This is a genomic window from Variimorphobacter sp. HTMS_6 (assembly GCF_059717775.1).
The window spans coordinates 1448925-1474752 of record NZ_AP046094.1 but is presented as its reverse complement, the minus strand read 5'-3'; the positions used below and the strand labels follow the sequence as shown (position 1 = coordinate 1474752).

The following is a 25828-nucleotide window of genomic DNA, read 5'->3' as shown; positions in this document are numbered from 1 at the left end:
TTTAAACTGTTTTAGAATAGTCTCTTTCTCCAAAAATGCCTGTCCCAACTCGAACCATGGTAGCTCCCTCTTCAATTGCCACTTCATAATCTCCGGTCATACCCATGGAGAGCGTATCAAAATATTGATCGCATAAGCTACCTTTACAATTATTATCAATGTTTTTTGTTTTTATGTCAACATATAATTCTCGCAAAATCTTAAAATACTTCCTGTTTTTTTCACTATTTTCAACATAAGGAGCAATTGTCATTAGACCACGTACTCTTACATGGGAAAGCTTATTAATTTCCTCCAATAAACTTTGTACCTCTTGTGTTGTGATACCGAATTTGCTCTCCTCTTCTGCTACATTTACTTCCAGCAAAATATCACTTATAATCCCTTTTTTAGCAGCTTCCTCTTCTATTTGCTGAGCAAGGCGAAGGGAATCAACGGAATGAATCAATACGGTTTTATCAACGATATATTTTACTTTATTTCTTTGAAGGTGACCTATCAGATGCCAATATACCTTTTCATCAAATTTATCACCTAGATTCTCGACTTTTCCAACCAGCTCCTGCACTTTGTTCTCACCAAAATGACGCATTCCTAAGCGATATGCTTCCTCAAGCATTTCATTTGGTTTCGTTTTACTGACAGCAATCAATGTCACCTCAGAACGATCTCTACCCGCTCTGTCACAAGCCGCTTGAATCCTTTTTTCAATATCTTCAATATTATCTTTCATCATAGCAACGTTCCTCTTTCATCTTTACAATAGAATGAATTTTCCTTTCTACCAAAAATTGAATAATTAATACAAAGCCCATATTGATCATTAGTCTCGTATATATTATAATGACCTACTTACTTTTAGTTTCATTAGGTAATGATGTATGCACATCTATCCAGTATTAATATATTATCTTTTGTTCTACTGCCATCTTACTATTGAGTGCAATATGGTCATATGCGGATAGACCGTTTTCTGTATTCTTTTTCACGATGCAATATTCACTATCCTGGGAAATTATTTCTATCCTTCTAAATACAGCGTACCCTTGATTTACATTATACACACCAGTAAGTTTGATTGTTTTTGATAATGTATATTGTTTATTATCATCTTTTGACTGTATCTTTGTTCCGGGGGGAAACATATTCGTATCAACGTAGTAGTATTTATCCGTCTGGTAATAAATATCCGTCGGTACAAATGGATAGCTGATATCACCGTTTTTTGCATAATCTACTTTTATCAAACCGTCCTTATTGCTGTCTCCGCCTTTGGTAAAATAGGTCTTAGGAACCTCATAAAAGTCCTTGTTCACAAGGGATGAAATTGGAATTTTTAATCCATCTTCCGAGCTAAAATTAAGCTCTACATCCAAATACCGTTCTGTAATATAATCCGACATATTTTTATTCAGGGTCAATATCCCAAAATATTGCGAGCCTTTTTTTTGAAACTGTATGTCTGATGAAAGCTTTATTCCATCCTCGACAATAGTGAATGAAATACTTTTTTGATCTTTTAATCTTTTATACTGAGGATTTGATAACTTAAGAACCAAATTCCATACTTCTGATCCGACAATTTTGCAGACCGGTGAATTTTGATTGATCTTGTCTGTAGTTCTTAAGTTTGTTCTTTTATACTTATCCTTATTAAACATATCCTCGGTTACCTGGTCTGGTTTAACCGTTTCATAGCCATCTTGGTAATAGGTTATTATCCCACTCTTAGTGCTGCGAACTGCATCATTCATCGATGAATTCTCACCCGAAGCTTGTCCCCCAGTAACCACCAAATTATTATTTTGGATCTCCATAACTGTACTTTTGATGTTATCTTTAAAGTCATATAATGCTTCAAAATCAGAATTATTATCATTACTCAAATAAGATCTGATTTCATGCTTAATCTGAGCAATATCCCTCTCAGAGAAAGCTTTTGGTTTCGTATCTGCATCATAGAGTAATGTACTATTAACAGAGAATAATGGAGAGTTTTTCGCTACTCTGGAGCAATCTCTCTGATAGCTTATTATGTATCCAGCTTTCGACGAATTCATTAATTCTTCCTGACGTAAAATCAAGCCGGTGACACGGTTATCAACAGCGGTGGTGCCATCCAAAACCTCATAAATTGTCATCTGTTCCTTCGTTAAATAGATTCCAACTTTAATAATGATATATAGAAACAAAACAAAAAAAACGACTACACCCACGCTCATGTTTTTACGTTTTTTAAATTTTACAACTTTATTTTGATCGCTCAAATTAATGCCTCCTGATTGGTAATGCTTTATTTATTATACTTGTTTTTTTATTGTTTTTAAAGCCCTTATTTTCATTTCATTCGTTAGCTAGGCCATATTACTTACAATGAATAAACAAAAAAATAATGGTTATTCTAGTATAAGAAAGTTCTCTCTTTCTTTCCTATTTAGTAAGAAAGAGCTTAAATTTTAAAAAATGAAGGAGGTTCTTTATGAAGACATTAGATTACATCGCACTAACATTAGTTGTTATAGGTGCAATTAATTGGGGTCTGATAGGTTTCTTCAGTTTTGATTTAGTCAGATTTATATTCGGAGACATGACCTTAATCTCCAGAATCGTCTATGCTTTAGTAGGTGTTTCCGGTTTATATGCTTTAAGTTTCTTCGGAAGATTAAGAAACGAATAACAACTAATTTTTTATTCCATGAACTAAAACAGGAGCGTCAGTAATAATGACGCTCCTTTATCTTTCCTAAAGTATCCTTATAACGATACAATTACATTCTTTTTAATATTATCCGGGAGTAAAGTTTCATTCAACGATACACTGAGAACGAAATCAACGTTAAACTGATCCGATAATTTCTCTAATTTCGAACACACTGTTCCAATATCACCATCATTAATATAAGCTATTTTCAGGAAACTGTCCAGATAAATGGATTGCAAATCATGGTTGCCGGACAAGATACCACAGATAAAACCGATAAACTCACTTTGATTCTCAATAGAATAATCTCGAATGTTCTCCAACCGGATTTTATTACTCAATTCGTACATGTGCTTGTTGCTTTTATCAAGATAAACAATGCTTCCTTTAGCAGCTCTCACTTCAGTGTTTGCTCTTTCAATAAGGATTTTAGTCTTACCCTTTCCTTTTTCACCTGAAATAATCTGTATCATTGTAATCTCCTCCTTATGGTGGGCGCAACAATGTGCGGTGCCAGATATTAAATTGTTTCCTGTAATTGTTTCCTGTTTTTCAAATTTAATACTATAAAATTATTATAGTACAATTATAGACGAAAGACAACCACAAAATACCAGTGCTCTATTACTTAAGTTCAAATAATTTAACGTATATTATTTGAATTTTGAGAGCATCCTGGACATCTCTGTATACAAATCAACAGAACCATTTGCCTTCAAAACAACTGATATATAATCCTGATTATCCTTGCCTTCACTTAAAAGTACCAAACAATTACCCGCTTTACTGGTGGTTCCGGTTTTACCGCCTATTACTGTTAATTCCGGATCGGTAGAGGCTTCTCCTTTTAGATATTCATTCGTTGTATCAAATATACCCTGTTTTTCATACCCATCCTTATCTACATAATTAGCGATATAGGAGGATTGATGAATAATATGTTTAAATTCATCATACTTTAACAGCTCGTGAAAGATTAAATATAAATCATAAGCTGTTGTATATTGCTCATCACTATGCAATCCATTCGGATTTACAAAATGCGAATGAACTGCTCCAATTCTTTTTGCTTCCTTATTCATCATGTCAGAAAAACCGTCAACACTGCCGCCAATGTGCTCTGCTATGGCGATAGCGGTATCATTGCCGGAATAAACCAACATACTGTTCAACAACACCTGCATGGACAGAACATCGCCCTCTTTTAATCCACAGGTTTTTGCCCCAACTTCCGTGATATGGGAAGCATTATAGCTAACTGTGACATTATCCGTCAGCTTTCCGTATTTGAATACAATAAGTGCTGTCATCAATTTTGTTAAGCTGGCTGGATATAATTTTTGATATACCTTATCCGCGTATATCTTTTCATTTTTCGTATTGTTAACAAATAACAGTGCACCTGCGGTCAATTGATCATCTCCGCCGTTATCCTGAGTATTCGAGATTATGGTAAGACTCTTACCAAAAAAATCGCCTTGTGTTAATAAGTCATCATTGGATACATTCACATCGGCAGCAGTATCACGATAAGCCAGGAATTTATCGGATGTTTTTTGACATCCACCAAGCAACATAACTGCAACTAATATGACGCACAGTATTCTTTTTTTCATCAACAACACATCTCCTGCTTCATTAATTATATTACTATCAGGATTTAAATAACTCACGCCAATCCAAATCGCCGTGTTCTAACGCTTTTACTAACAGCTCAGCTGTTGCTAAGTTTGTAGCTAACGGGATGTTATGCTTATCACATAGCTGAAATATCGTATTTACGTCAGGTTCATGGGATTTTGGTGATAAAGGATCGCGTAAGAATATCACAATATCCATCTGATTATGTTCAATCTGGGAGCCTAACTGTTGTTCTCCACCAAGATGTCCTGCCAGATATTTATGAACATTTAAATTGGTTACTTCTTCAATCAAGCGGCCAGTAGTACCCGTTGCATAAAGATTATGTTTGCTTAAAATTCCACGGTAAGCAGTACAAAAGTTTTGCATTAATTTCTTTTTTGCGTCATGAGCAATCATACCAATATTCATATGTTTCCTCCATTCTGCCTTTTGCGGCTGTATTTTATAATTCCTAACCCATACCTCTGGTTCTCTGCGGTTGCAATCTTATATTCAAAATAATACCTATTGCAAGCATACCACTGATTAGTGAGCTTAAGCCGGAACTTAAGAACGGCAATGGAATACCGGTATTCGGTAATATTTTAGTTGCAACACCAATATTAACAAATAATTGAAAGCTAAACAATGAGGCAATTCCTATCGCTAACAGCATGCCCATATAATCAGGTGCCTTTCTCGCTGTAGTGATACATATGGCAATAATTGCTGCGTACAACGCTATAATAACAGCAGCTCCGATAAATCCGAATTCTTCACACGCTACCGCAAAAATAAAATCACTTTCTGCGATCGGTAATTTATCATAATTACGTGCATTACCTGAATTTTCGTTAAGTACTTTACCATATAATTGTCCTGACCCAACAGATGTGACTGAGTTGTCCTGTTGGAATGCCAGATCCTGATGTTCCTCCGGATGCAAAAACGATACAACACGATCTTGTTGATAGTCCTTTAACAATATCTGATAATCCTGTTGAACATACCAAAACAATCCGAACACGGTAGGGATTCCAATTAAAATAATTGGCAATATAATCTTCCAGCTAAGACCGGCAGCATAAATCATCATTACAAAGATAAATGCAATTACCAAACTGGTAGAAAGGTTCGTTTGAATCAGAATCAAAAAAGTGGGAATACCAACTAATGCGATCGAGCATAACAAAAATTTTGCATTATTAATCTTAGGTCTAAACATACTAAATATTTTCGCAACAAAGATAATTAAAATCACCTTTGATAGCTCTGAAGGTTGAAACATCATAAATCCTAAATCAAGCCATCTCTTTGCATAGTTAATCGTCGTACCCATAACCCTTACCATAGCAAGTAACAACAAATTGATGACATATAGAACGATATAAAAACTAGCGATAAAGTGATAATCAAATAACGAAACGCCCGCAGCCAGAATCAATCCTCCGACAATACCGACTACATGCTTCTTCCAGAGGCTCGGATCAACCTGGTAAATCAAGTATGCTCCAATACATCCGATTATAAAAACTAAAACGATTAATGTAATATTATATCGTTTGAAATCATATTGTTTAAAATTAAACATTAGTTAACATCCTTATTTCTTAGAGGTCTTCAAATCTTTGATCGGAATGTTAGCATATAATGCAGGTACTGAGCCGTTATTCGTCTCTGACTCCGTCTGAGTAATCTTAATATCCAAACCATCTAAGTCTATTTCAATATATTTTGATATTACTACAATAATATCATTTTTAATTTGTTCCATTATTTCCGGAGAGCAACCGGCACGATCAGATACTAAGACCAATTTTAGTCTGTCTTTAGCAATACTCCCGGTCCCCTTCTTCTTAAAAAAATCTGAAAAGCCCATTTACGTTACCCCCTATCTCTTACGTTTATTAAACAGTTTACTGAAAATACCCTGCTTCTCCTCTAAATCCAAGTATGGCACTTCTTCTCCAATTACTCTTCTACAGATATCCATATAAGCTTTACCTGCCAATGAGTCTGAACCAACTAACGGCTCACCTTGGTTAGTAGATATAACAATATTCTCATCATCCGGCACTACACCGATCAAATCAACTGCGAGGATTTCACATACATCATCACTAGACATCATATCACCGCGTTTTACCATATCCATACGAATACGATTAACGATTAGGTGTGTCTGCTTCATTTCATTTGCTTCAAGTAAACCAATGATACGATCAGCATCCCTGACAGCAGATACCTCAGGTGTGGTAACAACTAATGCCCTGTCCGCTCCTGCAATAGCGTTTTTAAAGCCTTGCTCTATACCTGCCGGACAGTCCAATAATATGTAATCAAATTCCTCTTTCAGCTCATCTGCAAGCTTTTTCATCTGTTCTGGGGAAACAGCGCTTTTATCTCTGGTCTGTGCTGAAGGTAATAAGTAAAGATTCGGATAACGTTTATCTTTAATCAATGCATTGCGAATACGACAGGTACCCTCAATTACATCCACAAGATTATATACAATCCTATTCTCAAGACCCATAACGACGTCAAGGTTTCTTAAACCGATATCCGTATCAATTAATACAACTTTCTTATCCAACATTGCTAAACCGGTTCCTACATTTGCAGTACTAGTAGTTTTACCTACACCGCCTTTACCGGATGTCACTACTATAACTTCACCCATTTTTTCACCAATCCTTCACGTTATTGTGTTTGAGGTACCCTCGCGAAAGCGATCCTCATATCATTGAGAATAATCCCCAGTTCACTTACAGATTATCCTCAAAAAATAAACTTTATATTTTATTCCCCGCTTATAAATTAATATCCTGTAGTACGTTTTTATTAAGCGGTTCAATATAAATATTCCCATCCTCTAAGAATGCAATTTTTGTTTCTTTTGCTTCCTCCTTCAGTGGCTTATCAGGTGCTCTTGCAATAGTATCAGCAATACGAATTTGGGTAGGATTCATATCAAGGGCAACTACAAAAGAATTCGTATTACCTGTTGCTCCGGCGAAAGCGGTTCCCTTTAGCGAACCTAATACTATAATATTTCCTTTGGAAACAACTCTAGCTCCATGGTTAACATCGCCAATAATAATGACACTGGTTTCAAATTCTACTGAAGCACCGGAACGTAAAATACCTTTATAGAATTGACCGGTGTTATTTGATAATTCCATCAGTTTTTGCTCTACCGTCTGTTGGAACTTGTCCTGTAATTCCTCGTCGTTATCCATCACACATACAATATGCATGTCCGCGTTCTCGCCAATTACATCGAGTATATCCCTCTGTTCTTCATTCGTCAGTTTTCTACCTTCAAAGCTGATTGCCATTTTAGCGTTCTCAAAAAACTTACTGGATTCTCTGAATTTCTCAGCAATAATAAGCTTTAAATCCTCAAATGGTACGTCGGGATTTAAAACAACTACGATACCATATTTATTCCCTTTTATTATAACTGAATTATTCATTGATTAACTCCTTTTTTGATTAGTTGCGAATAGATCCAGGTGAAACCATATTGCTTATACGATAAGCTAAGATATTAGTCTACATAGGAATTAGGCTTGTTGCCACCTTTATTTTTCATTAAATCATCTAACTTTTCATATTTAAAATAATAAGAATATACATTTTTTGCTAAAGCAGCAGCATAAGCAGAGGAATATCCATTCGGAATTGCTACTGTTACAGACGCTTTCGGATTATCGAAAGGTGCAAATGATACAAATAACGCATTACTTGGATGGTAAGGGTTGATCTGTGCAGTACCGGTTTTTCCTCCCACCTTAACACCGAAATTATGGAAATAATTATAACCTGTACCGCTGGTTTCATTTGCAACATTGTACATACCCTGCATAACTGCATTCCAGGTAGACTGACTAATATCAGTAGCCTTATGCGATACCTTCGCTTTATTATCTTTGATTAATTTACCCTTGCTGTTTACCACCTTATCAAGTACCGTTAAGTCATAACTGGTACCTCTGGTTGCTAATGTAGTTGCATACTTGGCGATCTGTGCAGGCGTAAAGTAGTTTGTACCTTGACCGATTGCCGAACGTACCGCATCCACGGTAGACATCTGAGGTTTTAATTCACCTAGTTCAATCCCTGATTTTTCATTCAGTCCTAAGTCTGTTGCATACTTCTTTAACTTATTGAGTCCAAGGGTCTTACTTGCTGAACCGGAATTACCGTTCAATCTCCAACCCATCTCATAAAAGAAATAGTTACAGGATACCTTGATCGCGTCAACTACATTAACCGTACCATGATGATGCATACAGAATGCATGCGGAGAAGTTTTTTCAAACTCATATTGGTCAAAAATATTATCATAAATTGAAACTTTATTTTCCTCCAATGCAGCAACTGCGGTAACCATTTTAAAGGTTGAACCGGGTATAATTCTAGACATCAAAGGTCGATTCATGGACGGGTAGGACAAATCATTATAAACCTTTTTATAATAATTCGAATCTATCTTACCGGAATACTTGTTATTATCATAACTCGGATAGCTTACCATTGCGAGAACGTCTCCATTCCCTGGATCAGTAATTACAACAGAACCACTACAAGGCTCTAAAGCAAGCATCGCCGGTGTGATTGTGAGAGAGTTTATCTTACCTCTGATAAAGCTATAAGATGAGATACTACCTGATCTGAGTTTATTAATCTCACTTTCATTATATTTTAACACACCTTGGTCGAATAATAAAAGACAAATTTCTTTTCCCGATAAATTATGCGAAAACACCAAATCACGATATATTTTTTTATTAAATGTGCTATCCTTTTTGAGGAGATCCTCAGTATAGTTAATTAATTTCTGGTATAATTCCTCTGTGCTGTAGTACTTATTTCCCACCTTGAGTTTATCCAAATCAACCCAGTTTTTAGCGAGCGCATATTGCAACAATTTACTTAAACTAATCTCACCATTTTTGTAATCATTTAGGGTCGGGTCATCACTTGGAATGTCTTTTGACAGTAATTTCTCATTTACCATAACCGTATAGAAGTAATCGAGATAATCCTCCATATCCCCTGCATCCTTATTCGGGGTAGTATTATCCATCTTCAGTTTCGAATTTAATTGATTGATCACTTCGATTCGTTTATTCTTGAACTTTCCATATGTCTGTTTTTCTAAATCAGTCGCATTATCTGCATTAAAATGATTAATATCAATGATGTTGTTTTTAATTAAAGCGTTATAAACTTCAAAGATTGGTATCAATATGTTTTTATCAGATTCTCCCTTTGTTCCATAACTCATCGTCGGAGTTATGAATTCTAACAGGATATCCGCCAGCTTTCTCTCCAATAGATTATATGTGGCTTTTTGCAAATCCGCATCGATTGTTAAGTAAACATCATTCCCGGCAACAGGGTCTTTCTTTGATTTAATCCCCTCAACTTTACCGTAAGAATTCACATTAACAATTTCACTACCCTTTTTCCCTCTAAGTACATCCTCGTAGGTCTTTTCAATTCCCGTTTTACCTACTAGATCGGACAGATTGTAATCCTGCTTTTTCAGATCATCATATTCCTGTGCACTTACCACACCGGTATAACCTAGAATGTTTGAGAAATATACTCCATCCTTATACACTCGGTTCGCCTTCTGACGCACTTCCACACCAATCAGATCTGCACTGTTCTCTTCAATGGCAGCAATTGTTTTATTATTTACATTAGAAGCAATGGTAATCGACATATATTTCGGATAGTTACATAAAAGCAAATAACGAATACTCATGATCTTTAAAGTATCCTTCACCGAATAGGTGTCATCTATATCAAACATAGTTGTTTGCTTCTTATAATCTCCGCCTGTACGCATAAAGTTATAGACTTCCTCGGCAGTGGCCTTCTTTTGATCCTCTGTCAATTCCTTTTTATTTTTTAGCACATAGGTATAAACATTCTTCTTAATGCGCAGTAAAGCATCATCATCAACTGTAAATTCTAATTTACCCTGATCATTCTGCTTAATAAAAAATTGGCTATCAAGCGTATCGCCATTTTTTTCGATTAATTTTATCATTTGATGAATGATAGCATTTTTCTGCTTCATTGTTTTAATACTGGTGTTATCCGTTAACATAACCGAATAGGATAATGAATTTGTCGCAAGAAGTTTTCCTTTGCGATCATATATATTACCCCTTGGGCTATCAATCTCCCTAGTCGTTTGACTCTTCGTATCATTCGCTGCTTGAATGGTAGGTCCTTCAATAATCTGTAGAACAAACAGTCGATGAATTACAATAACGAACAGGATGAGATATATGATTGTAATCGGAAAAATTCGCGATTTTACCAGCTTCTTAACGTAATCCAAAAATATGTCAAACAATCTTATACCTCCTTTTCAGGTTTACGCTCCATTCGATTATTTATAATATGTAACAGCTTGTACAATAAAACTGATACGGCCACAGTATAAATAATCTCAGGAAGAACGATTCTCCTTAAGTAGAAGAAGATGTTCATACGTCCCCTAAGTAAATACTCTATCACATAGTAAAAGAAATTATAAACCAAATCACTCACTGCAATAATTGCAATCGGTAAAGTATAATCATCATCGGAATAATATTTATTTGTAAATCCGATAAAGTATCCAAGCAACATAAACAATAATGCTCTCACACCTACTACGTAACTAGAAAACATCAAATCAACCAAAAGGCCTGCAAATAGACCCACGGTTAATCCAGTCATTCTTCCACGCATATATGCCACCGAAACAATTAGAATCAATATAATATTTGGCATAATCCCAGCCAGGCTAAAATATCGGTATAGTGTTGATTGGAGCAAATAACATATTAAAATTTCAAGAAAATATATAATAAATCTCTTCACCTTGATACCCACTTTTTTATTTTATCAATGGTTCATTTAGTTTCGTAATAATTAAGACATCCTGTAAACGACTAAAGTCAACGGTCGGAGTCAGATAAGCAGTTTTTGTTAAATTATCCGACGCAGTTTTGATATCGCTTACATAACCTATCGATATCCCTTGAAGGAAATTATTACTGTTACGGGAAGTAACTATTTCATCACCTTCACTGATCTTCGCATCTTTGTTAATCATCTTAACGCGAATCTTACCACTATCCATTAACTGTAAATCACCTTGAACAACACATTCATCCGAGCTTTTCAAAAACATGCCGTATACCATACTGTTATCGTCAATAATTGCTCTTACGATGGAGTAATTATAATGTACTTCGACAAGCTCACCTACCAGACCATCACCGGCAATTACATTCATATGTTTAGCCAGACCGTCCTTTGTACCCTTATCGATTTTAAATACGCTATACCAGTTACTAAGATCTTTACCGATAATATGTGCTGCAACCTTAGGATAGTCGATGTATTTCTGATCCAGCTTATATAATTTACGTAGCTCATCCAATTCATATTTATCCTGTAGAAGCAGATTATTCGTATAGGAAAGTGTATTCACCTGATCCTTTAATTTTTCATTTTCATCCTTGAGCTTCTGCACGCTTTTTAGGTTCTCCACTCCTTTTGAGATATAGGTTCCTACGGAATTGATACCTCGTTGCATCGGAGTAATTGCAGCACCGACACCATCCTTAACCGGTGAAAGATGTTCACCGAATTTGAAGGAGAATACAATCAGTCCTAATAATAGAACGACACATGCGATCAAAACATGCTTCGGATTTAATTTTATTTTAGTCCTTCGCCTCATTTTTATCTCCACCTTAATTGTATGAAATGGTCATAAAGACCTCTATACCTTTCTTCAAACCTGTAAATTTTGAGCCACCGGCTCAAAGTTTAGTGTGGAAAATTTCATTTTCTACACTAAACTCTTATATTTATTCTATCTTCCCTCGTTCAGATACAGGCTCCTAATTATACGTTTTTGGTTTTATCATATCCGCTAATACAGATAACTTGTTGTCTTCAATAATCTGACCCAAACCAGTAACAACGGTATTCGACGGATCAGGGCATATATTAATTTTTAAATCAGTTTCCTTATGCAATAGTTCATCTAGCGCAAATATCTTAGCCGAGCCACCGGTAATGTAGATACCGCTGTCTATGATATCGGAGGAAATCTCCGGAGGAGTTCTCTCTAATATAATGCGGATTGCATCAATGATGGAATAAAGATATTCCGATATTGCCTCAAAGACATCCGTAGAATTAATCTCCATCTCACTTGGAAGTCCTGTTACCACATCACGACCAAATACCTTAACGGATGCTTGGAGTGTAGGAAATGCGGATGCAAGCTTTTTCTTTATATTCTCGGCGGTCTTATCTCCGATAAAAAGATTGTACTTCTTCTTTACGATATTCTTTATTGATTCATCCAGTTTATTTCCACCAACCGGGATTAATTTGCTTAACACAATTCCTCCTAAGGATAGAATGGAAACCTCAGTTGTATCTGCACCGATATCAACGATCATTACACCTCTCGCTGTCATTACTTCTAATCCAGCACCAAGAGCATCTGCAATCGGTTTTTCTACTATTTTAATTTTACCGATTTTAAGTCCTGAACTTGCAATCAGGTCATAAAAAGAACGGCGTTCCACTTCCGTAATATCGGTCGGAGTCGCAACGATAAAGTCCGCAGCGCCTAGACGTTTATTCCCGCTGCTCTTCTTCATAAAACTAGTCAATAATGCCATCATATTCGCCACATCAGCAATAACTCCATTGCGTACCGGATAAGTCACCAATATATTGGATGGAGCTTTTTCATACATCTCAAATGCATCATCACCCGCTGCGATAACATTCTTCTTGTTGGATACTGCGATGACATTACGCTCATCTAATACAATACCCTGTCCTTTCTTATATATCTTAATTGTACTTGTACCAAAATCTATACCATATACTTTTGAAGCCATGTTTCCCTCCTGTTATGTTTCAACAATTATGTTATGTAGCTCATAAGAAAGGTCATATTCAATTTCATTCGTAATTATATAATCCCTTGTTCCTTAAAGCTGATATATCTATTATCGCCAATAATAATGTGATCCATAAGCGTGATGCCAATTAATTCGGAAGCCTCTGCTAGTCTTTTTGTTACACGAATGTCTTCTGCGCTAGGGGTAGGATCTCCGCTTGGATGATTATGCAAAAGAATAATATTTACTGTGTCATACTTCATCGCATGCACCATAATTTCTCTTGTAGGCATAATGGAAGTATTGACGGTTCCTTCTGATATAATCATATCCTTAATTAATTTATTCTTCGAATCCATCATTAAAAGCAGCACCTGTTCCCTTGTCAGGTGCCTCATATCCTGCATGTAATAATCAGCCACTGTTTTCGGTGTAGCTAATTTAAACTGTTCCAAGTGGATCTCTTTTGACATCCGTTTGGTTATTTCCGTTAAACACTGCAGTTCAATCGCCTTGACACGACCAATCCCTTTTATGGTGATTAATTCTTTCATCGTAAGGTAATTCAGTCCTTTTAATCCTTTGTGTATCGGCGAATAATTTAGCAAGTTCACTGCTAAATCAATTGCTCTCAGTTGTTTGGTTCCTGTTCGTAAAATCACTGCCAGTAATTCAGCATCAGATAATGCGCTCACACCATATTTTTCACATTTTTCATACGGACGTTCAGAAGCAGGTAATTCTTTGACAGTTAAATATGATTCTTTCATGTTCATCCTCCACTTTTTTCTCTCCAAGAAATCAGTTAGATGATAGAACCAAGTGTCAACATGCTATGCATAAATCATTATAGCTTTTTATAAATGAAAACGGCTGCAATAGCACCGATTACACTCCCTATGGTAATTTTAATCTGAAGTCCGAAATGTAGAACCAAAATCGCCAAATCCAATGTCATAACATTGTTTTTAGCGCCTCCTATGGAGAATTGTTTTCCATAATTCAACCACGATAATGCTTCCACACCTTTTGCCAAATATCCTAAAAAGCCGCCAACTACGATACCAAGTAACAACAGAAGAAACAAAGCCCAATAGTTTTTCCCTAATGTCTTTGACATTTTGGCCATATGTTTGTCCCCTTTCGTGAAGTTCTTTAAACTAAGAATTCTAGCCAAAGAATTCATACACATTTCATATTATATCATAATTATATAACATTTTACCATAATCAGATAAATTTGTATACTTGAAACTATTTTTTTATCCCGCATAATGCATCAGAATTTAGTCCCATAATTCGCCTTTTATTTTATTTTCACTACCATATCTATATAAAATGTCATACTTTCATCAATATATGGTATCGGTATTTCAGCTTAAAAAATCATTTGGAATCACTTTACAGCTTAATGATACCTTCCTCAAATAACTTTTGAAGTGACATTAAAATGCCAAATTTTGCATGATACCAGGTTAATCCCCCCTGGAAGAATACAGTGTATGGAGGCTTAATCGGTGCATCTGCGGACAGTTCGATAGAAGAGCCCTGTACAAATGCTCCTGCCGCCATAATAACATCGCAGGTATAACCCGGCATCGCCCATGGTTCCGGCGTAACATAGCTGTCTACCGGTGCGGCTGCTTGAACCCCTTTACAGAACGCGATAACCGCTTCTGCTGAGTTTAAGGTTACTGCTTGGATAATATCAAAACGATCCTCACTGGAATTCGGATGAACAGGGTACCCCAGCTTTTCGTAGATATTTGCAGCATAAATTGCACCCTTTATTGCACCGGATACGACCTGTGGCGCAAGGAAAAATCCTTGGAACAACGGTGCATTTAAGCCCAACGTAGCACCAACCTCCTTCCCAAGTCCTGGAGCAGTAAGTCGATAGGATGCATTCTCTACATATTCTCTCTTACCTACAATATAACCACCTATCGGTGCAAGACCACCTCCCGGATTCTTAATCAAGGAACCAACACATAGATCTGCCCCCACCTGAGTTGGTTCGATTATGTCCACAAATTCTCCGTAACAATTATCTACCATGCAGATAACTTCCGGTTTAATCTTCTTCACAAACTCAATCAACTCACCGATTCTTTTAACTGATAAGGTGGGTCTGCTTGCATAGCCTTTGGAACGTTGTATCGTCACTAACTTCGTTCTTTCATTGATTGAGTCTTTGATTCCCTCCCAGTCGAATTCTCCATCCTCAAGAAGATCAACCTGAGCATAGGTAATTCCGTATTCAGCAAGAGAACCCTTCGCCGGTGTAATACCGATTACACCTTCTAGCGTATCATAAGGCTTACCAACCGGTGACAGGATTTCATCACCCGGTCTTAAATTACCGGATAACGCGATAGTCAAAGCATGTGTACCGCTAATTAACTGTGGTCTTACCAGTGCATCTTCTGCTTTAAAAACATCCGCATATACCTTCTCTAAAGTGTCTCTTCCTATATCATTATAGCCATATCCTGTTGTTGCAGCAAAATGTACATCACTTAAGCGATTATCCTGCATGGCTTTTAATACCTTCATCTGATTAATCTCAGCCGTTTTATCTATCTCTTTAAATCGCATTTCCAAATCGCGCTCTATCTCTTCACAATAAGATAAGACCTTTGGGTCAATCCCTAAATCCATATAGGTTTCTTTCAAATATATACTATCCAAGATTTCATCCTCCGTTAATAGTTTACATAATAATATTATGGTTCATTAAATCACATTTTTCTCTTTTAGGCAAGTCATCATATATTCTAGCACTTCCGTTTCGGAGGAAAAGTCATCCTTATTCACCCAGGTTACATTTTTCTCTCGCTTAAACCAAGTAATTTGCCGTTTAGCAAAATGTCTTGTATCTCGCTTTAAGAGATCAATTGCTTCTTCCAAAGAATATTCTCCATCAAGATAAGATAAGATTTCTTTATATCCGATCCCTTGCATGGATACCATATCTTTCGTATAGCCCTTTTCAGCAAGGCTTTTCACTTCCTCTACCAATCCGTCGCTAACCATCTTATCCACTCTGAAATTAATGGTTTCATATAGCTTTGCTCTATCTTTGTTTAACACAAAGTAACAGTATTGATATGGGGACTCCTTCTCTCTTTGCTCCTTATTATGCTCTGATATCTTATCTCCCGTCTGACGTGCAAATTCCAGTGCTCTTATCACACGCTTTGTGTTATTCGGATGAATCGTCTGCGCACTCTCCGGATCAATCTTTTTTAACATCTCATATAAATAGGGGAATCCGTGCTCTTGATGTAATTCTTCAAGTTCAGTACGGTAGGAATGATCGGAATCATTTTCTGTAAAATCAATATCATACAGAACTGCTTGAATGTAGAAGCCGGTACCACCGACCAGAATCGGAATCTTATTCTTATCATAGATTTGTTGTATATATTGTTTTGCCAATTGCGCAAATTTAACTACGCTAAATTCTTCGTCCGGCTCAAATTCATCAATTAAGTAATGAGGAACACCATCCATTTCCTCGGGCATAATCTTGGCTGTACCGATGTCCATATGCTTATATACCTGCATGGAATCTGCCGATATAATCTCACCATTAACTCCCTTAGCAAGTGCAAGGGATAACTGAGTTTTCCCCACTGAGGTGGGTCCTGTCAAGATAATCAAAGGTCTGTAATTCATGGTTTTCCTCTCTAATTCACAGAAACTAAAAATAGTTTCTTAATTGTCAAATTCGATTGGAGGTAAAAAGCCCTCATCATAACATAAATTTATGTATATTGATGATATCACCTTAGTAATAGGGCTTTTAACTCCTAATCCGATTATAATATTCTCTTGAATTTACGTTCTAACTCGGATTGACTCATGGATATGATAACCGGTCTTCCATGAGGGCAATGATAAGGGTTATCCAGTGTTAAAAGTTCCTTAATCAATTCGGAGGCTTCCACTATGGAAAAAACATGATTTGCCTTTACTGCAGCCTTGCAAGACAACGAAGCCACACGTTCCAACACAGCGGTAGAATTCGTTACTGAGATAGAGGTATCCTCTGCCAGTTCATCAACAAATTCTAACAGCAGCTCTTTCTCCGATATTCCGTATAAATCACTTGGCACGGCACGAACAGAGAATTCATTTCCTCCGAAATGCTCAATCTCATAGCCAAGACTTTCTAAAACCTCTTCATGCTTTTTTAATACCTGTTGTTCCCTCATGGTAAGCGATAATACAATGGGCGGTAATAATTGCTGGGAATGAAATGTCTTAGTTTTCGCAGCGGCTATGATTCTCTCATACAGAACCTTTTCATGCGCTGCGTGCTGGTCAATTATATAGAGTTCCTTCTTATATTCTACCAGCCAATAGGTTGAGAATATTTGACCGATGATTCGGTGCTCTTCCAGTGCCTTTTTTGAGAGGAAAGGTGTATCGTTTTGTGACTCCTCCCGGAACAAATTCATTTGCTCCGATACTTGGATTTGAGGAGCTGGTACTTCTACTTTCTCCGTCTCCTGGGCAAGAAGATGTTCGTTTATTTGTTTGTCTATTTGTTTATCTATTTGTTTGTCTATCTGTTTGTCTACTTGATTTTCATATTGACTTGCATTATCCGGAATATCAAGCTTTTGATTATATTCTTTTGTATTATCAGAAATAACTGACGACCTATTAATATCATTATTGTCGTTATTCTCAACAGTTACCGGAATCACATTGCTTTCACTTTTATATTTTCTAAGGAAATCATGATTACTATTTTCTAAATTATTTTCCTCTTTATTTAACTTTGTAACACTATAATCATTCGTCTCTTTCAGCTGATTTCCGGATATAGACTTAGACTCAAAAGCATTTGTTTGAAAGGATGTAATTTTCTTTAAAAATTCATTTGCATCGGTCGGGGAGGAAGCCTTGGCTTGCATCACTTTCCTACGATTTGCTTCAAACGGCTCCGGTATCGCAATCGCTTTCGGCGTCACCTGCTCTTGTGGCGTTAATACCACTTTGGGTATCATCTCTTTGCCAGAGAGCGTAGTTTTTATCGCCTCTACAGTGAATTGATATACCTCTTCACTATTTTTAAGACGAATTTCCATCTTTTGCGGATGAACATTCACATCGATTAATTCCGGTGAAATTTCAAAATACAGGGAGGTGAAAGGATATTTATGCTGCATTAGAAAGGGCTTATATGCTTCTTCAATTGCTTTGGTGATTACATTACTTTTTATATACCTTCCGTTAATAAAATAATTTTCAAAATTACGATTACCTCGATTAATTACCGGCTTACCGATATAACCGGTAATCTTAAAATTCTGAGTTCCAAAGTCAATTGGCAAAAGTTCCTTCGTTATATCTCTGCCATATACATTATACAGGATATCCTTACTGTTATTATTCCCGGATGATTGAAGCTTAACTTGATTATTGACAATATATTTAAAGGATACACCGGGATGGGAAACCATTAGACGCTCCATTAAATCGCTGATATATCCTCCCTCGGTGGTCGGTGATTTTAAAAACTTACGCCGAGCGGGGGTGTTATAGAATAAGTTGCGAACGATAATGGTCGTACCACCCGGGCTGCCGATCTCTTCGAAGGACTTTTCCTCTCCACCCTCAATCAGATAGCGGAAACCATTCAAAGCAGAGGGAGTTTTTGTGATTAACTCCACCTGAGCAACAGCGGATATACTAGATAATGCTTCTCCTCGAAATCCAAGGCTCATGACCGACAGTAAATCCTGTGCAGATTTTATCTTACTGGTTGCATGACGAAGAAATGCAATAGGAATGTCTTCCTTTGCGATTCCACCACCGTTATCTGTAATTCGTATAAAGCTTAAGCCACCTTCTTTAATTTCTGCAGTAATCGCTGTTGCTCCGGCATCCATAGCATTTTCAATCAATTCCTTTACAACTGCGCTTGGGCGTTCCACCACTTCACCGGCAGCAATCTGATTAATCGTGGCATCATCCAGTACATGAATTTGCGGCATGGTTTCCTCCTAACTGGTATCTTCTAGATTCGATCCTTGATTTTCTTTTGAATCTGGTATAATTTATTCATTGCATCCATCGGTGTGAGATTTGCAATATCCATATCACGAAGCTCTCCGATGATGTCCTCATTGTCACAAACAGAGAATATGGAAAATTGATTCATATCCTTTGACTTTCTTCCCTTTTTGCCTTCCGCCGCATCCTGTTTATCGGGTTCTACCAATAGCTCTTCCAGATTAAGTGCTTCCTGTAAAAGCTCTTCCTGTGTAGCAGCCGCCTCAGGAACTGTTACATTTCTGGCCTTCAGAGCCAAATCATTACCGGATAACTCTAAAACAATTTCTGATGCTCGTTTTAATACGGCACTAGGCACCCCGGCAAGCTTTGCCACCTGAATACCATAGCTCTTATCTGCACCGCCCTTTACGATCTTACGAAGGAAGACAATATCCTCTCCCTGTTCTTTTACAGCGATACAATAATTATTCACACCTTCAAGACGTCCCTCTAACTCCGTCAGTTCATGATAATGCGTGGCAAACAAAGTCTTTGCACCAAGAATAGAGCTACTTGCAATATGCTCTACCACCGCCCATGCTATACTTAATCCGTCAAAGGTACTGGTTCCTCGTCCGATCTCATCAAGGATGAGCAGACTGTTCTTTGTAGCATTACGGAGAATATTTGCAACCTCCGTCATCTCCACCATGAAAGTACTCTGTCCGCTTGCCAAATCATCGGAAGCTCCAACGCGGGTAAAGATACGATCCACGATTCCAATCTCAGCGGAATCTGCAGGCACATAACTACCCAGCTGTGCCATCAATACAATTAATGCAGTTTGACGCATATAGGTGGACTTTCCAGCCATGTTCGGTCCTGTGATTATCGAAACCCGATTCTGCTTATTGTCTAGTAAGGTATCATTTGACACAAACATATCATGAGATATCATTCGTTCCACAACCGGATGTCTACCATTTTTGATATGAATCGCACCACTTGTATTCATATTTGGTTTAACAAAATTATTCTGTTCCGCAACCAATGCCAGAGAAGCAAATACATCTATTCTTGCTATTGCTTTAGCAGATTGTTGAATTCGTTTTACTTCGAGAGATATCTGATCTCTGATCTCGCTAAATAAATTATACTCCAGCGAAAACAGCTTGTCCTCGGCACCTAGAATAATATCCTCAAGCTCCTTTAATTCCGGGGTGGTATAACGTTCCGCATTCGCAAGAGTCTGCTTTCTGATCCAGTTCTCCGGTACGAGATTTTGATAGGAATTCGTAACCTCAAGGTAATAACCGAATACTCTGTTATACTTAATCTTCAGATTCTTAATTCCTGTTGCCTCTCGTTCCTTCGCCTCCAGATCCATAAGCCAATCCTTACCCTCTGTCTTAGCCTTTCGAAGACGGTCTACCTCCTCATGGTAGCCTTCCTTGATGATTCCACCCTCTTTTACGGTTAAAGGAGGCTCTTCTTCAATCGCCTTTTCAATTAACGCAAATATATCCTCTAACGGATCTAATTCTTCATAAATATCCTGCAATAAAGCAGATTCAAAATTCTGCATTAAGAATTTGATATGCGGTAACATCGACAACGAGGAGCGAAATGAAATCAAATCGCGGGGATTTGCACTTTTATAACTAATTTTACTCATAAGGCGTTCCAGATCATAGATTGGATTAAGATATTCTCTTATCTCCTCCCTTGTGATCATATTATCTTTTAGCTGATTCACAGCATCCAGCCTCTGGTTAATCATATCAAAATCGATTAATGGCTGCTCCATATAACTTCTGAGAAGTCTCGCACCCATAGCTGTTTTGGTTTTATCCAAAACCCATAGCAGGGAGCCCTTCTTTTGCTTTTCTCTCATTGTCTCGGTTAATTCCAGATTACGAACCGTAGAGCTGTCGAGCAGCATGTATTTTTCATAAGTATAAGGGGTTAACTTCGTGATATGGGATAAAGAATTCTTCTGAGTCTCACGTAAAAACTGCATAACACAGCCCGCCGCGATCACCCCGATCGAATAATCTTTTAAACCCATACCATCTAGGGTTCCTACATTAAAATGCTCCTTCAATGCCCTAACACATAATTCATCATCAAAATACCAGGGTTCAATCGGAGACAAGGTTAGATTACTGATATTTTTTAATGCATCAATATTAATTCCTGATACAAAAAAGGTGTCGTTACAGATTATTTCTGAAGGAGACCATTTATAGATCTCATCCATCAGTTTACGTTCCGTGTCCACCTCAGTAACATAATAATCTCCTGTTGTAATATCAACGATAGATATCCCATAGGCATTCGTCGTATGTACGACTGCCATCAAATAATTATTCTTTGTTTCATCCAGTACCTGTGTATTTAAATTCGTTCCGGGTGTTACAATACGAACAACTTCACGCTTTACAATTCCCTTACTTTGCTTCGGATCTTCCACCTGCTCGCAAATCGCAACGCGATAACCTTTACCAATTAATTTACTTAAATACCCTTCCACTGCGTGAAAAGGAATACCGCACATCGGAGCACGTTCTTCCTGTCCAATACTTTTTCCTGTTAACGCAATCTCTAACTCCTTCGAACAGGTATGGGCATCTTCAAAGAACATCTCGTAAAAATCACCCAATCGATAAAACAAGATACAGTCCTTATATTGCTCCTTGATTTGCAAATATTGCTGCATAAGCGGGGTTAATTGAGTCATGGTGAATTTCCTTTCCTTTGTATAATAAACAAAACCATTACAATTATATCATAAAGATAATTGATTGCAACGGTTTGAATCGTTTATTTCATTATTCAGTTTGTACATCGTCCAGCAAATCAGTTCCATCCGCTGCTGTTGTTGCGAGGACATCACATCGCTCATTCATCGGGTGTCCGTTATGTCCTCTCACCCATTCATAGCTAACCCTGTGAGGTTCCATAGCCACGAGTAATCTCTTCCAGAGATCCACGTTCTTAACCGGCTCATTTTTCCCTCTTTTCCAGCCCTTCTTCATCCACCCATCAATCCAATGTTCATTGAATGCCTTCACAAGATACTGGGAATCCGAGTAAATCACGACATTGCACGGCTTATTCAAAGCCTCCAGCCCAATCACTGCAGCCAAAAGCTCCATTCGGTTATTTGTCGTCTTTTTAAAGCCTGCACTTAACTCCTTCTCATGTGTAACTCCTTTGGAATCCACATATACCAAAATCGTTCCGTACCCGCCCGGTCCATCCGGATTTCCTCTTGCCGAACCATCGGTATATATCTTAATATCCATCTTATTCCTCCATGATTTCCTGCAAAATCCTATTCTTTTCTAATATAAAATTTCCATTTTATATTCGTGTTCCCTTAGTCTCTGGTTTGTGTCGAGGATTACGCAGACACAAACCAGCAAGGTGAATGATTTTAATCATTCACCATACTCCACTCGCCCTTTTCTAAAAATTCTTCAGCAGCATCCTCTGCAGACTGAATAATATTCTTTGGATATCCGAGCATATTTAGTAACTTAATTGCATTTTTCGAAATTGCTTTTCCTTGATACAATTTATAATCAAAGATAATATTATCTTCCTCAATCCGTTCCTGAAAATGATAATTTGAATAGTCATTCTCCAGAATATGAGTCAGTTCTATATCATGGGTAGCAGCAAATACCAACGTATTCCTACATGCCAGTGAAGATAATATTCTAGAAGAAGCGGCGATTCTCTCAAGCGTGTTCGTTCCTCTTAAAACTTCATCAATAAAGCAAAGGGTTGGCACTTCCTCATTTACTTGATCCAGAATTCTCTTTAAGGATTTAATCTCTACAATATAATAGCTTTCTTTGGTAAGAATATTGTCTCGAAGCGCCATTGAAGAAAAAACTTTAAAAAAGCTACCATAATAACTTTTACTAATCGAGGTAAATATAGTTTGTACTAATATCGCATTAATCGCAAGCGTTTTAATAAAAGTTGATTTTCCTGATGCATTGGATCCTGTAAGAAGAACCGATCTATTCTCTGAGATAGAGTTTACAACCGGAGATTCCAAAAGTGGATGATACAAATCATTCACCTTGATAAATGGCTCCGCTTTTTTCATCAGCTCCGGTTCGCAATAATAATCTATATAATCACGGAAGGAAGCTGCTGCAATCATGCTATCAAGTACTCCAATATTCATGAAGATTCGATTTAATGTATCCTTATTGGATTGCAGAAAACTCAACATGGAGTTATACATAATCAAGTCAATATGGGTAAACATACGGATATAATCCAAAATCAAATCCGCCAATGATCCACTTGCTTTCTTAGGAGTGAGCAATACTGCACTTCTTCGGTACTTGTTAAACTTATCCGCGTCCTGCTTGATACAATCTGTATAGGATTGTATCTCATTAATATCTAGCTTAACAATCTCCTTACTACCATCAAGAAGTCGAAAGATAAATGCAACAACAATCAGATAATTCTCTATCTCAGCCTTTTCTTTGTAATATTGAATGATATTGTTCACAATAATGAAAACAGTACATATTCCACCTAAACCAGGCTGAATAAAGATAAGTCCGATTGACGCAAACAAACCCAATAACATTAGATAATGACCGATATTGCTTTTCGCCTTTTGATCACGAAGTCGATTAATATATTCATATACCGATATTCTGGTAATCTTACCGATCTGGCGTAATTTCGTCTGAAGTGTAATTCTGGTTTCTTCATTTTGAGAAAAGAACTTTATCAGACGATTTCGCTCTTGTAATTCCTCATTCGAATAACTAGGTTTTCGAAGAAGCGCATACAGATATTCTTCACCAACGGAGCACTGAGTATTATTCATCAGCATAAAGATTTCATCCATATCGATATCGTTCCAGGTAATATCATCAACATCCAGATTGGGGTCCATCACTGACTGATAATATGCTTTTAAGGATGTCATCTTCTCCGAGGTATATTCCTCTTCAGGAACATCTCCCCATTCTTTCATCAATCTGATTTTTATTTTCTTTGTTAGGTTATATTCGTTCCATAAGCTCATAATCACAAGTCCCAATATAATCACTAATATAATAAAAATATACGGCATCATTTTTCTCCAATCCCAATTTCATAATAAAATCCATTACGGCTATTATAAAATTCTATGGATGGGCTGTCAACACAGAATCGGATTTTGAATGTAGATGCTCCGCTAAGGGACGACCAAAAGCACTCATTGAATAGAGATGCGGCTGGTTGGAAAAACAAGCTTAATTTTCGGGAGCAACTGCATGCGTCTATTACGTTTTGTTCCTCCCTAATTGGACCGTCTGTCGCTCACAAAACGAAATAACAGGAGAAACCCGCTTAGCGTGCTTCTCCTGTACAAAACAGTTTCATATGAGGATAAATTCACTATTTAATATACCGAACATATTTTACAGGGGATCTGTAATACATAGGGGATATTTTTATACCGTCTCTCGGATTACTTGCATGAATAATCCTACCGTTGCCGATATACATAGCTACGTGATTGATATATCTGGAACTTCCGTAGAATACAAGATCACCAGGTTTTAATTCAGAAGCAGAGATTCGACGTCCTCCGGCTGCCTGACTTCTGGAAGTACGAGGAATGCTATATCCCATCCTACGATATAAAGCCTGAGTAAAACCGGAGCAATCCACACCAGCGCCTAATCTGGTTCCACCCCAAACATAGGATTCACCAAGATGATCTTTCGCTGCATCAATCAATCTAACACGGACAGAAGATACCTCTGAACCGTACTTTATTTTCTGAATAGTAACTGCACGAGCCAATTCAAATGTAATTTTAACATATTCTTTCGCTACATAAGCAGTATCATTATCTGCATCATCACTATCAACCGCCACCTTAACCCAATCACTGTGTTCGCTATCATCTGTTGAGACCTTAGAATCAATTACTACTAATTCTTCGCCCTTCGCCATCTGATCAATGACTGTTGCATCAGTAGAAGCCTTATCTCTGATATTAAGACCATCCGTAATCGCTTTCGCTACATAATTACCGACTTTTTTAGCCTTACGAAGTGCTTCATCACCAGTAATCAGATAATCACTCTTTACATAACCTACAACACTACCGTTTGATGTTCTAGCGGAAATCTTAGTCCATCCGTCCTTGTTGGATTTTAATATTTCACATCCACCATTCTTAGGTAACTTTCCCTTAACCTTGTATGTTTCACCCGCACCGGAACGTATCATTAGGTTTGTGTCTACATTCGCCATCGCCAGATTGTTATAACCCGGTATCGGTAATTCGCTATCAGACATACTTAACAATGTTGTGCTATCGGACTTCTCATCTGTATTGTTGGTATCCTTATCATATACGAAACCTGCAACGCCTTCTTCATATGCGAATGCTGTTTTGGGATTGGCTGCGAACACTAACAAACCTGCTACACATGCCAAGGAAATCTTTAAAAGTTTCCTCATATTATGTCCTCCAAATCATTATTGATAATAATAGAACTTTTATGTC

General features: G+C 37.2%; 23 protein-coding genes. 1 reads left to right on the top strand and 22 read right to left on the bottom strand.

Annotation, left to right across the window (positions count from 1 at the left end):
• Position 1 precedes the first annotated feature (1 nt).
• A complete protein-coding gene (locus tag AC6IWN_RS06605; protein WP_497991578.1) occupies positions 2–736 on the bottom strand; it encodes a YggS family pyridoxal phosphate-dependent enzyme in 735 nt (244 codons plus the stop codon).
• Positions 737–899: 163 nt separating this feature from the next.
• On the bottom strand, positions 900–2267 hold the full coding sequence (locus AC6IWN_RS06600; protein ID WP_497991577.1) for a biotin/lipoyl attachment domain-containing protein: 1368 nt from the start codon (positions 2265–2267) through the stop codon (positions 900–902).
• A gap of 212 nt (positions 2268–2479) precedes the next feature.
• On the opposite strand from AC6IWN_RS06600, the gene AC6IWN_RS06595 reads away from it, so the two are divergent.
• Positions 2480–2677 carry a DUF378 domain-containing protein gene (locus AC6IWN_RS06595; RefSeq protein WP_497991576.1) on the top strand — a complete coding sequence of 66 codons (198 nt, stop codon included), beginning with the start codon at positions 2480–2482 and terminating at the stop codon, positions 2675–2677.
• Between the two features lie 77 nt (positions 2678–2754).
• Here the strand turns inward: AC6IWN_RS06595 and AC6IWN_RS06590 are convergent, their stop codons facing one another.
• The 20 genes from AC6IWN_RS06590 to AC6IWN_RS06495 all read right to left on the bottom strand — a co-directional run bounded on the left by AC6IWN_RS06590 (position 2755) and on the right by AC6IWN_RS06495 (position 25782).
• On the bottom strand, positions 2755–3174 hold the full coding sequence (locus AC6IWN_RS06590) for a twitching motility protein PilT (RefSeq protein ID WP_497991575.1): 420 nt from the start codon (positions 3172–3174) through the stop codon (positions 2755–2757).
• A 180-nt stretch (positions 3175–3354) separates the two neighbouring features.
• Positions 3355–4317: a D-alanyl-D-alanine carboxypeptidase family protein gene (locus AC6IWN_RS06585; RefSeq protein ID WP_497991574.1), complete on the bottom strand. Its 963-nt coding sequence runs from the start codon at positions 4315–4317 to the stop codon at positions 3355–3357.
• A gap of 37 nt (positions 4318–4354) precedes the next feature.
• Positions 4355–4753, bottom strand: coding sequence for a methylglyoxal synthase (gene mgsA / locus AC6IWN_RS06580; protein ID WP_497991573.1), 399 nt, complete (start codon positions 4751–4753; stop codon positions 4355–4357).
• A gap of 43 nt (positions 4754–4796) precedes the next feature.
• Positions 4797–5915 (bottom strand): FtsW/RodA/SpoVE family cell cycle protein, encoded by a 1119-nt coding sequence (locus tag AC6IWN_RS06575; RefSeq protein ID WP_497991572.1) that lies wholly within the window; start codon positions 5913–5915, stop codon positions 4797–4799.
• Between the two features lie 12 nt (positions 5916–5927).
• Positions 5928–6203 carry a cell division topological specificity factor MinE gene (gene minE / locus AC6IWN_RS06570; RefSeq protein WP_497991571.1) on the bottom strand — a complete coding sequence of 92 codons (276 nt, stop codon included), beginning with the start codon at positions 6201–6203 and terminating at the stop codon, positions 5928–5930.
• A gap of 12 nt (positions 6204–6215) precedes the next feature.
• Positions 6216–7004: a septum site-determining protein MinD gene (gene minD / locus AC6IWN_RS06565; RefSeq protein ID WP_497991570.1), complete on the bottom strand. Its 789-nt coding sequence runs from the start codon at positions 7002–7004 to the stop codon at positions 6216–6218.
• A 130-nt stretch (positions 7005–7134) separates the two neighbouring features.
• Positions 7135–7800 (bottom strand): septum site-determining protein MinC, encoded by a 666-nt coding sequence (minC, locus tag AC6IWN_RS06560; RefSeq protein WP_497991569.1) that lies wholly within the window; start codon positions 7798–7800, stop codon positions 7135–7137.
• 74 nt (positions 7801–7874) lie between these two features.
• Entirely contained in the window at positions 7875–10703 is a 2829-nt protein-coding gene (locus AC6IWN_RS06555) for a penicillin-binding transpeptidase domain-containing protein (RefSeq protein ID WP_497991568.1), read from the bottom strand.
• A gap of 2 nt (positions 10704–10705) precedes the next feature.
• Positions 10706–11215, bottom strand: coding sequence for a rod shape-determining protein MreD (gene mreD, locus AC6IWN_RS06550; RefSeq protein ID WP_497991567.1), 510 nt, complete (start codon positions 11213–11215; stop codon positions 10706–10708).
• 16 nt (positions 11216–11231) lie between these two features.
• Positions 11232–12083: a rod shape-determining protein MreC gene (gene mreC, locus AC6IWN_RS06545; RefSeq protein WP_497991566.1), complete on the bottom strand. Its 852-nt coding sequence runs from the start codon at positions 12081–12083 to the stop codon at positions 11232–11234.
• 163 nt (positions 12084–12246) lie between these two features.
• Entirely contained in the window at positions 12247–13266 is a 1020-nt protein-coding gene (locus tag AC6IWN_RS06540; protein ID WP_497991565.1) for a rod shape-determining protein, read from the bottom strand.
• Between the two features lie 74 nt (positions 13267–13340).
• Complete coding sequence (gene radC / locus AC6IWN_RS06535) at positions 13341–14039, bottom strand: RadC family protein (RefSeq protein ID WP_497991564.1); 699 nt, start codon at positions 14037–14039, stop codon at positions 13341–13343.
• A gap of 77 nt (positions 14040–14116) precedes the next feature.
• Entirely contained in the window at positions 14117–14398 is a 282-nt protein-coding gene (locus AC6IWN_RS06530) for a DUF4321 domain-containing protein (protein ID WP_497991563.1), read from the bottom strand.
• A 272-nt stretch (positions 14399–14670) separates the two neighbouring features.
• Positions 14671–15930: a methionine gamma-lyase family protein gene (locus AC6IWN_RS06525; RefSeq protein WP_497992182.1), complete on the bottom strand. Its 1260-nt coding sequence runs from the start codon at positions 15928–15930 to the stop codon at positions 14671–14673.
• Positions 15931–16005: 75 nt separating this feature from the next.
• A complete protein-coding gene (miaA, locus tag AC6IWN_RS06520) occupies positions 16006–16950 on the bottom strand; it encodes a tRNA (adenosine(37)-N6)-dimethylallyltransferase MiaA (protein ID WP_497991562.1) in 945 nt (314 codons plus the stop codon).
• A 143-nt stretch (positions 16951–17093) separates the two neighbouring features.
• Complete coding sequence (mutL, locus tag AC6IWN_RS06515) at positions 17094–19280, bottom strand: DNA mismatch repair endonuclease MutL (protein WP_497991561.1); 2187 nt, start codon at positions 19278–19280, stop codon at positions 17094–17096.
• 23 nt (positions 19281–19303) lie between these two features.
• Positions 19304–22021 (bottom strand): DNA mismatch repair protein MutS, encoded by a 2718-nt coding sequence (gene mutS, locus AC6IWN_RS06510; RefSeq protein ID WP_497991560.1) that lies wholly within the window; start codon positions 22019–22021, stop codon positions 19304–19306.
• Between the two features lie 91 nt (positions 22022–22112).
• A complete protein-coding gene (gene rnhA / locus AC6IWN_RS06505; RefSeq protein ID WP_497991558.1) occupies positions 22113–22589 on the bottom strand; it encodes a ribonuclease HI in 477 nt (158 codons plus the stop codon).
• Between the two features lie 131 nt (positions 22590–22720).
• Entirely contained in the window at positions 22721–24397 is a 1677-nt protein-coding gene (locus AC6IWN_RS06500; RefSeq protein ID WP_497991557.1) for a MutS-related protein, read from the bottom strand.
• Between the two features lie 308 nt (positions 24398–24705).
• A complete protein-coding gene (locus AC6IWN_RS06495) occupies positions 24706–25782 on the bottom strand; it encodes a C40 family peptidase (RefSeq protein WP_497991555.1) in 1077 nt (358 codons plus the stop codon).
• Positions 25783–25828: the final 46 nt, after the last annotated feature.

Bases quoted from the DNA above. Each gene is read 5' to 3' on its own strand.
- AC6IWN_RS06605 (WP_497991578.1), bottom strand. From the start codon at position 736: ATGATGAAAGATAATATTGAAGATATTGAAAAAAGGATTCAAGCGGCT.
- AC6IWN_RS06595 (WP_497991576.1), top strand. From the start codon at position 2,480: ATGAAGACATTAGATTACATCGCACTAACATTAGTTGTTATAGGTGCA.
- AC6IWN_RS06590 (WP_497991575.1), bottom strand. From the start codon at position 3,174: ATGATACAGATTATTTCAGGTGAAAAAGGAAAGGGTAAGACTAAAATC.
- AC6IWN_RS06585 (WP_497991574.1), bottom strand. From the start codon at position 4,317: ATGAAAAAAAGAATACTGTGCGTCATATTAGTTGCAGTTATGTTGCTT.
- mgsA (WP_497991573.1), bottom strand. From the start codon at position 4,753: ATGAATATTGGTATGATTGCTCATGACGCAAAAAAGAAATTAATGCAA.
- AC6IWN_RS06575 (WP_497991572.1), bottom strand. From the start codon at position 5,915: ATGTTTAATTTTAAACAATATGATTTCAAACGATATAATATTACATTA.
- minE (WP_497991571.1), bottom strand. From the start codon at position 6,203: ATGGGCTTTTCAGATTTTTTTAAGAAGAAGGGGACCGGGAGTATTGCT.
- minD (WP_497991570.1), bottom strand. From the start codon at position 7,004: ATGGGTGAAGTTATAGTAGTGACATCCGGTAAAGGCGGTGTAGGTAAA.
- minC (WP_497991569.1), bottom strand. From the start codon at position 7,800: ATGAATAATTCAGTTATAATAAAAGGGAATAAATATGGTATCGTAGTT.
- mreC (WP_497991566.1), bottom strand. From the start codon at position 12,083: ATGAGGCGAAGGACTAAAATAAAATTAAATCCGAAGCATGTTTTGATC.
- AC6IWN_RS06540 (WP_497991565.1), bottom strand. From the start codon at position 13,266: ATGGCTTCAAAAGTATATGGTATAGATTTTGGTACAAGTACAATTAAG.
- radC (WP_497991564.1), bottom strand. From the start codon at position 14,039: ATGAAAGAATCATATTTAACTGTCAAAGAATTACCTGCTTCTGAACGT.
- AC6IWN_RS06530 (WP_497991563.1), bottom strand. From the start codon at position 14,398: ATGGCCAAAATGTCAAAGACATTAGGGAAAAACTATTGGGCTTTGTTT.
- AC6IWN_RS06525 (WP_497992182.1), bottom strand. From the start codon at position 15,930: ATGGATTTAGGGATTGACCCAAAGGTCTTATCTTATTGTGAAGAGATA.
- miaA (WP_497991562.1), bottom strand. From the start codon at position 16,950: ATGAATTACAGACCTTTGATTATCTTGACAGGACCCACCTCAGTGGGG.
- mutL (WP_497991561.1), bottom strand. From the start codon at position 19,280: ATGCCGCAAATTCATGTACTGGATGATGCCACGATTAATCAGATTGCT.
- mutS (WP_497991560.1), bottom strand. From the start codon at position 22,021: ATGACTCAATTAACCCCGCTTATGCAGCAATATTTGCAAATCAAGGAG.
- rnhA (WP_497991558.1), bottom strand. From the start codon at position 22,589: ATGGATATTAAGATATATACCGATGGTTCGGCAAGAGGAAATCCGGAT.
- AC6IWN_RS06500 (WP_497991557.1), bottom strand. From the start codon at position 24,397: ATGCCGTATATTTTTATTATATTAGTGATTATATTGGGACTTGTGATT.
- AC6IWN_RS06495 (WP_497991555.1), bottom strand. From the start codon at position 25,782: ATGAGGAAACTTTTAAAGATTTCCTTGGCATGTGTAGCAGGTTTGTTA.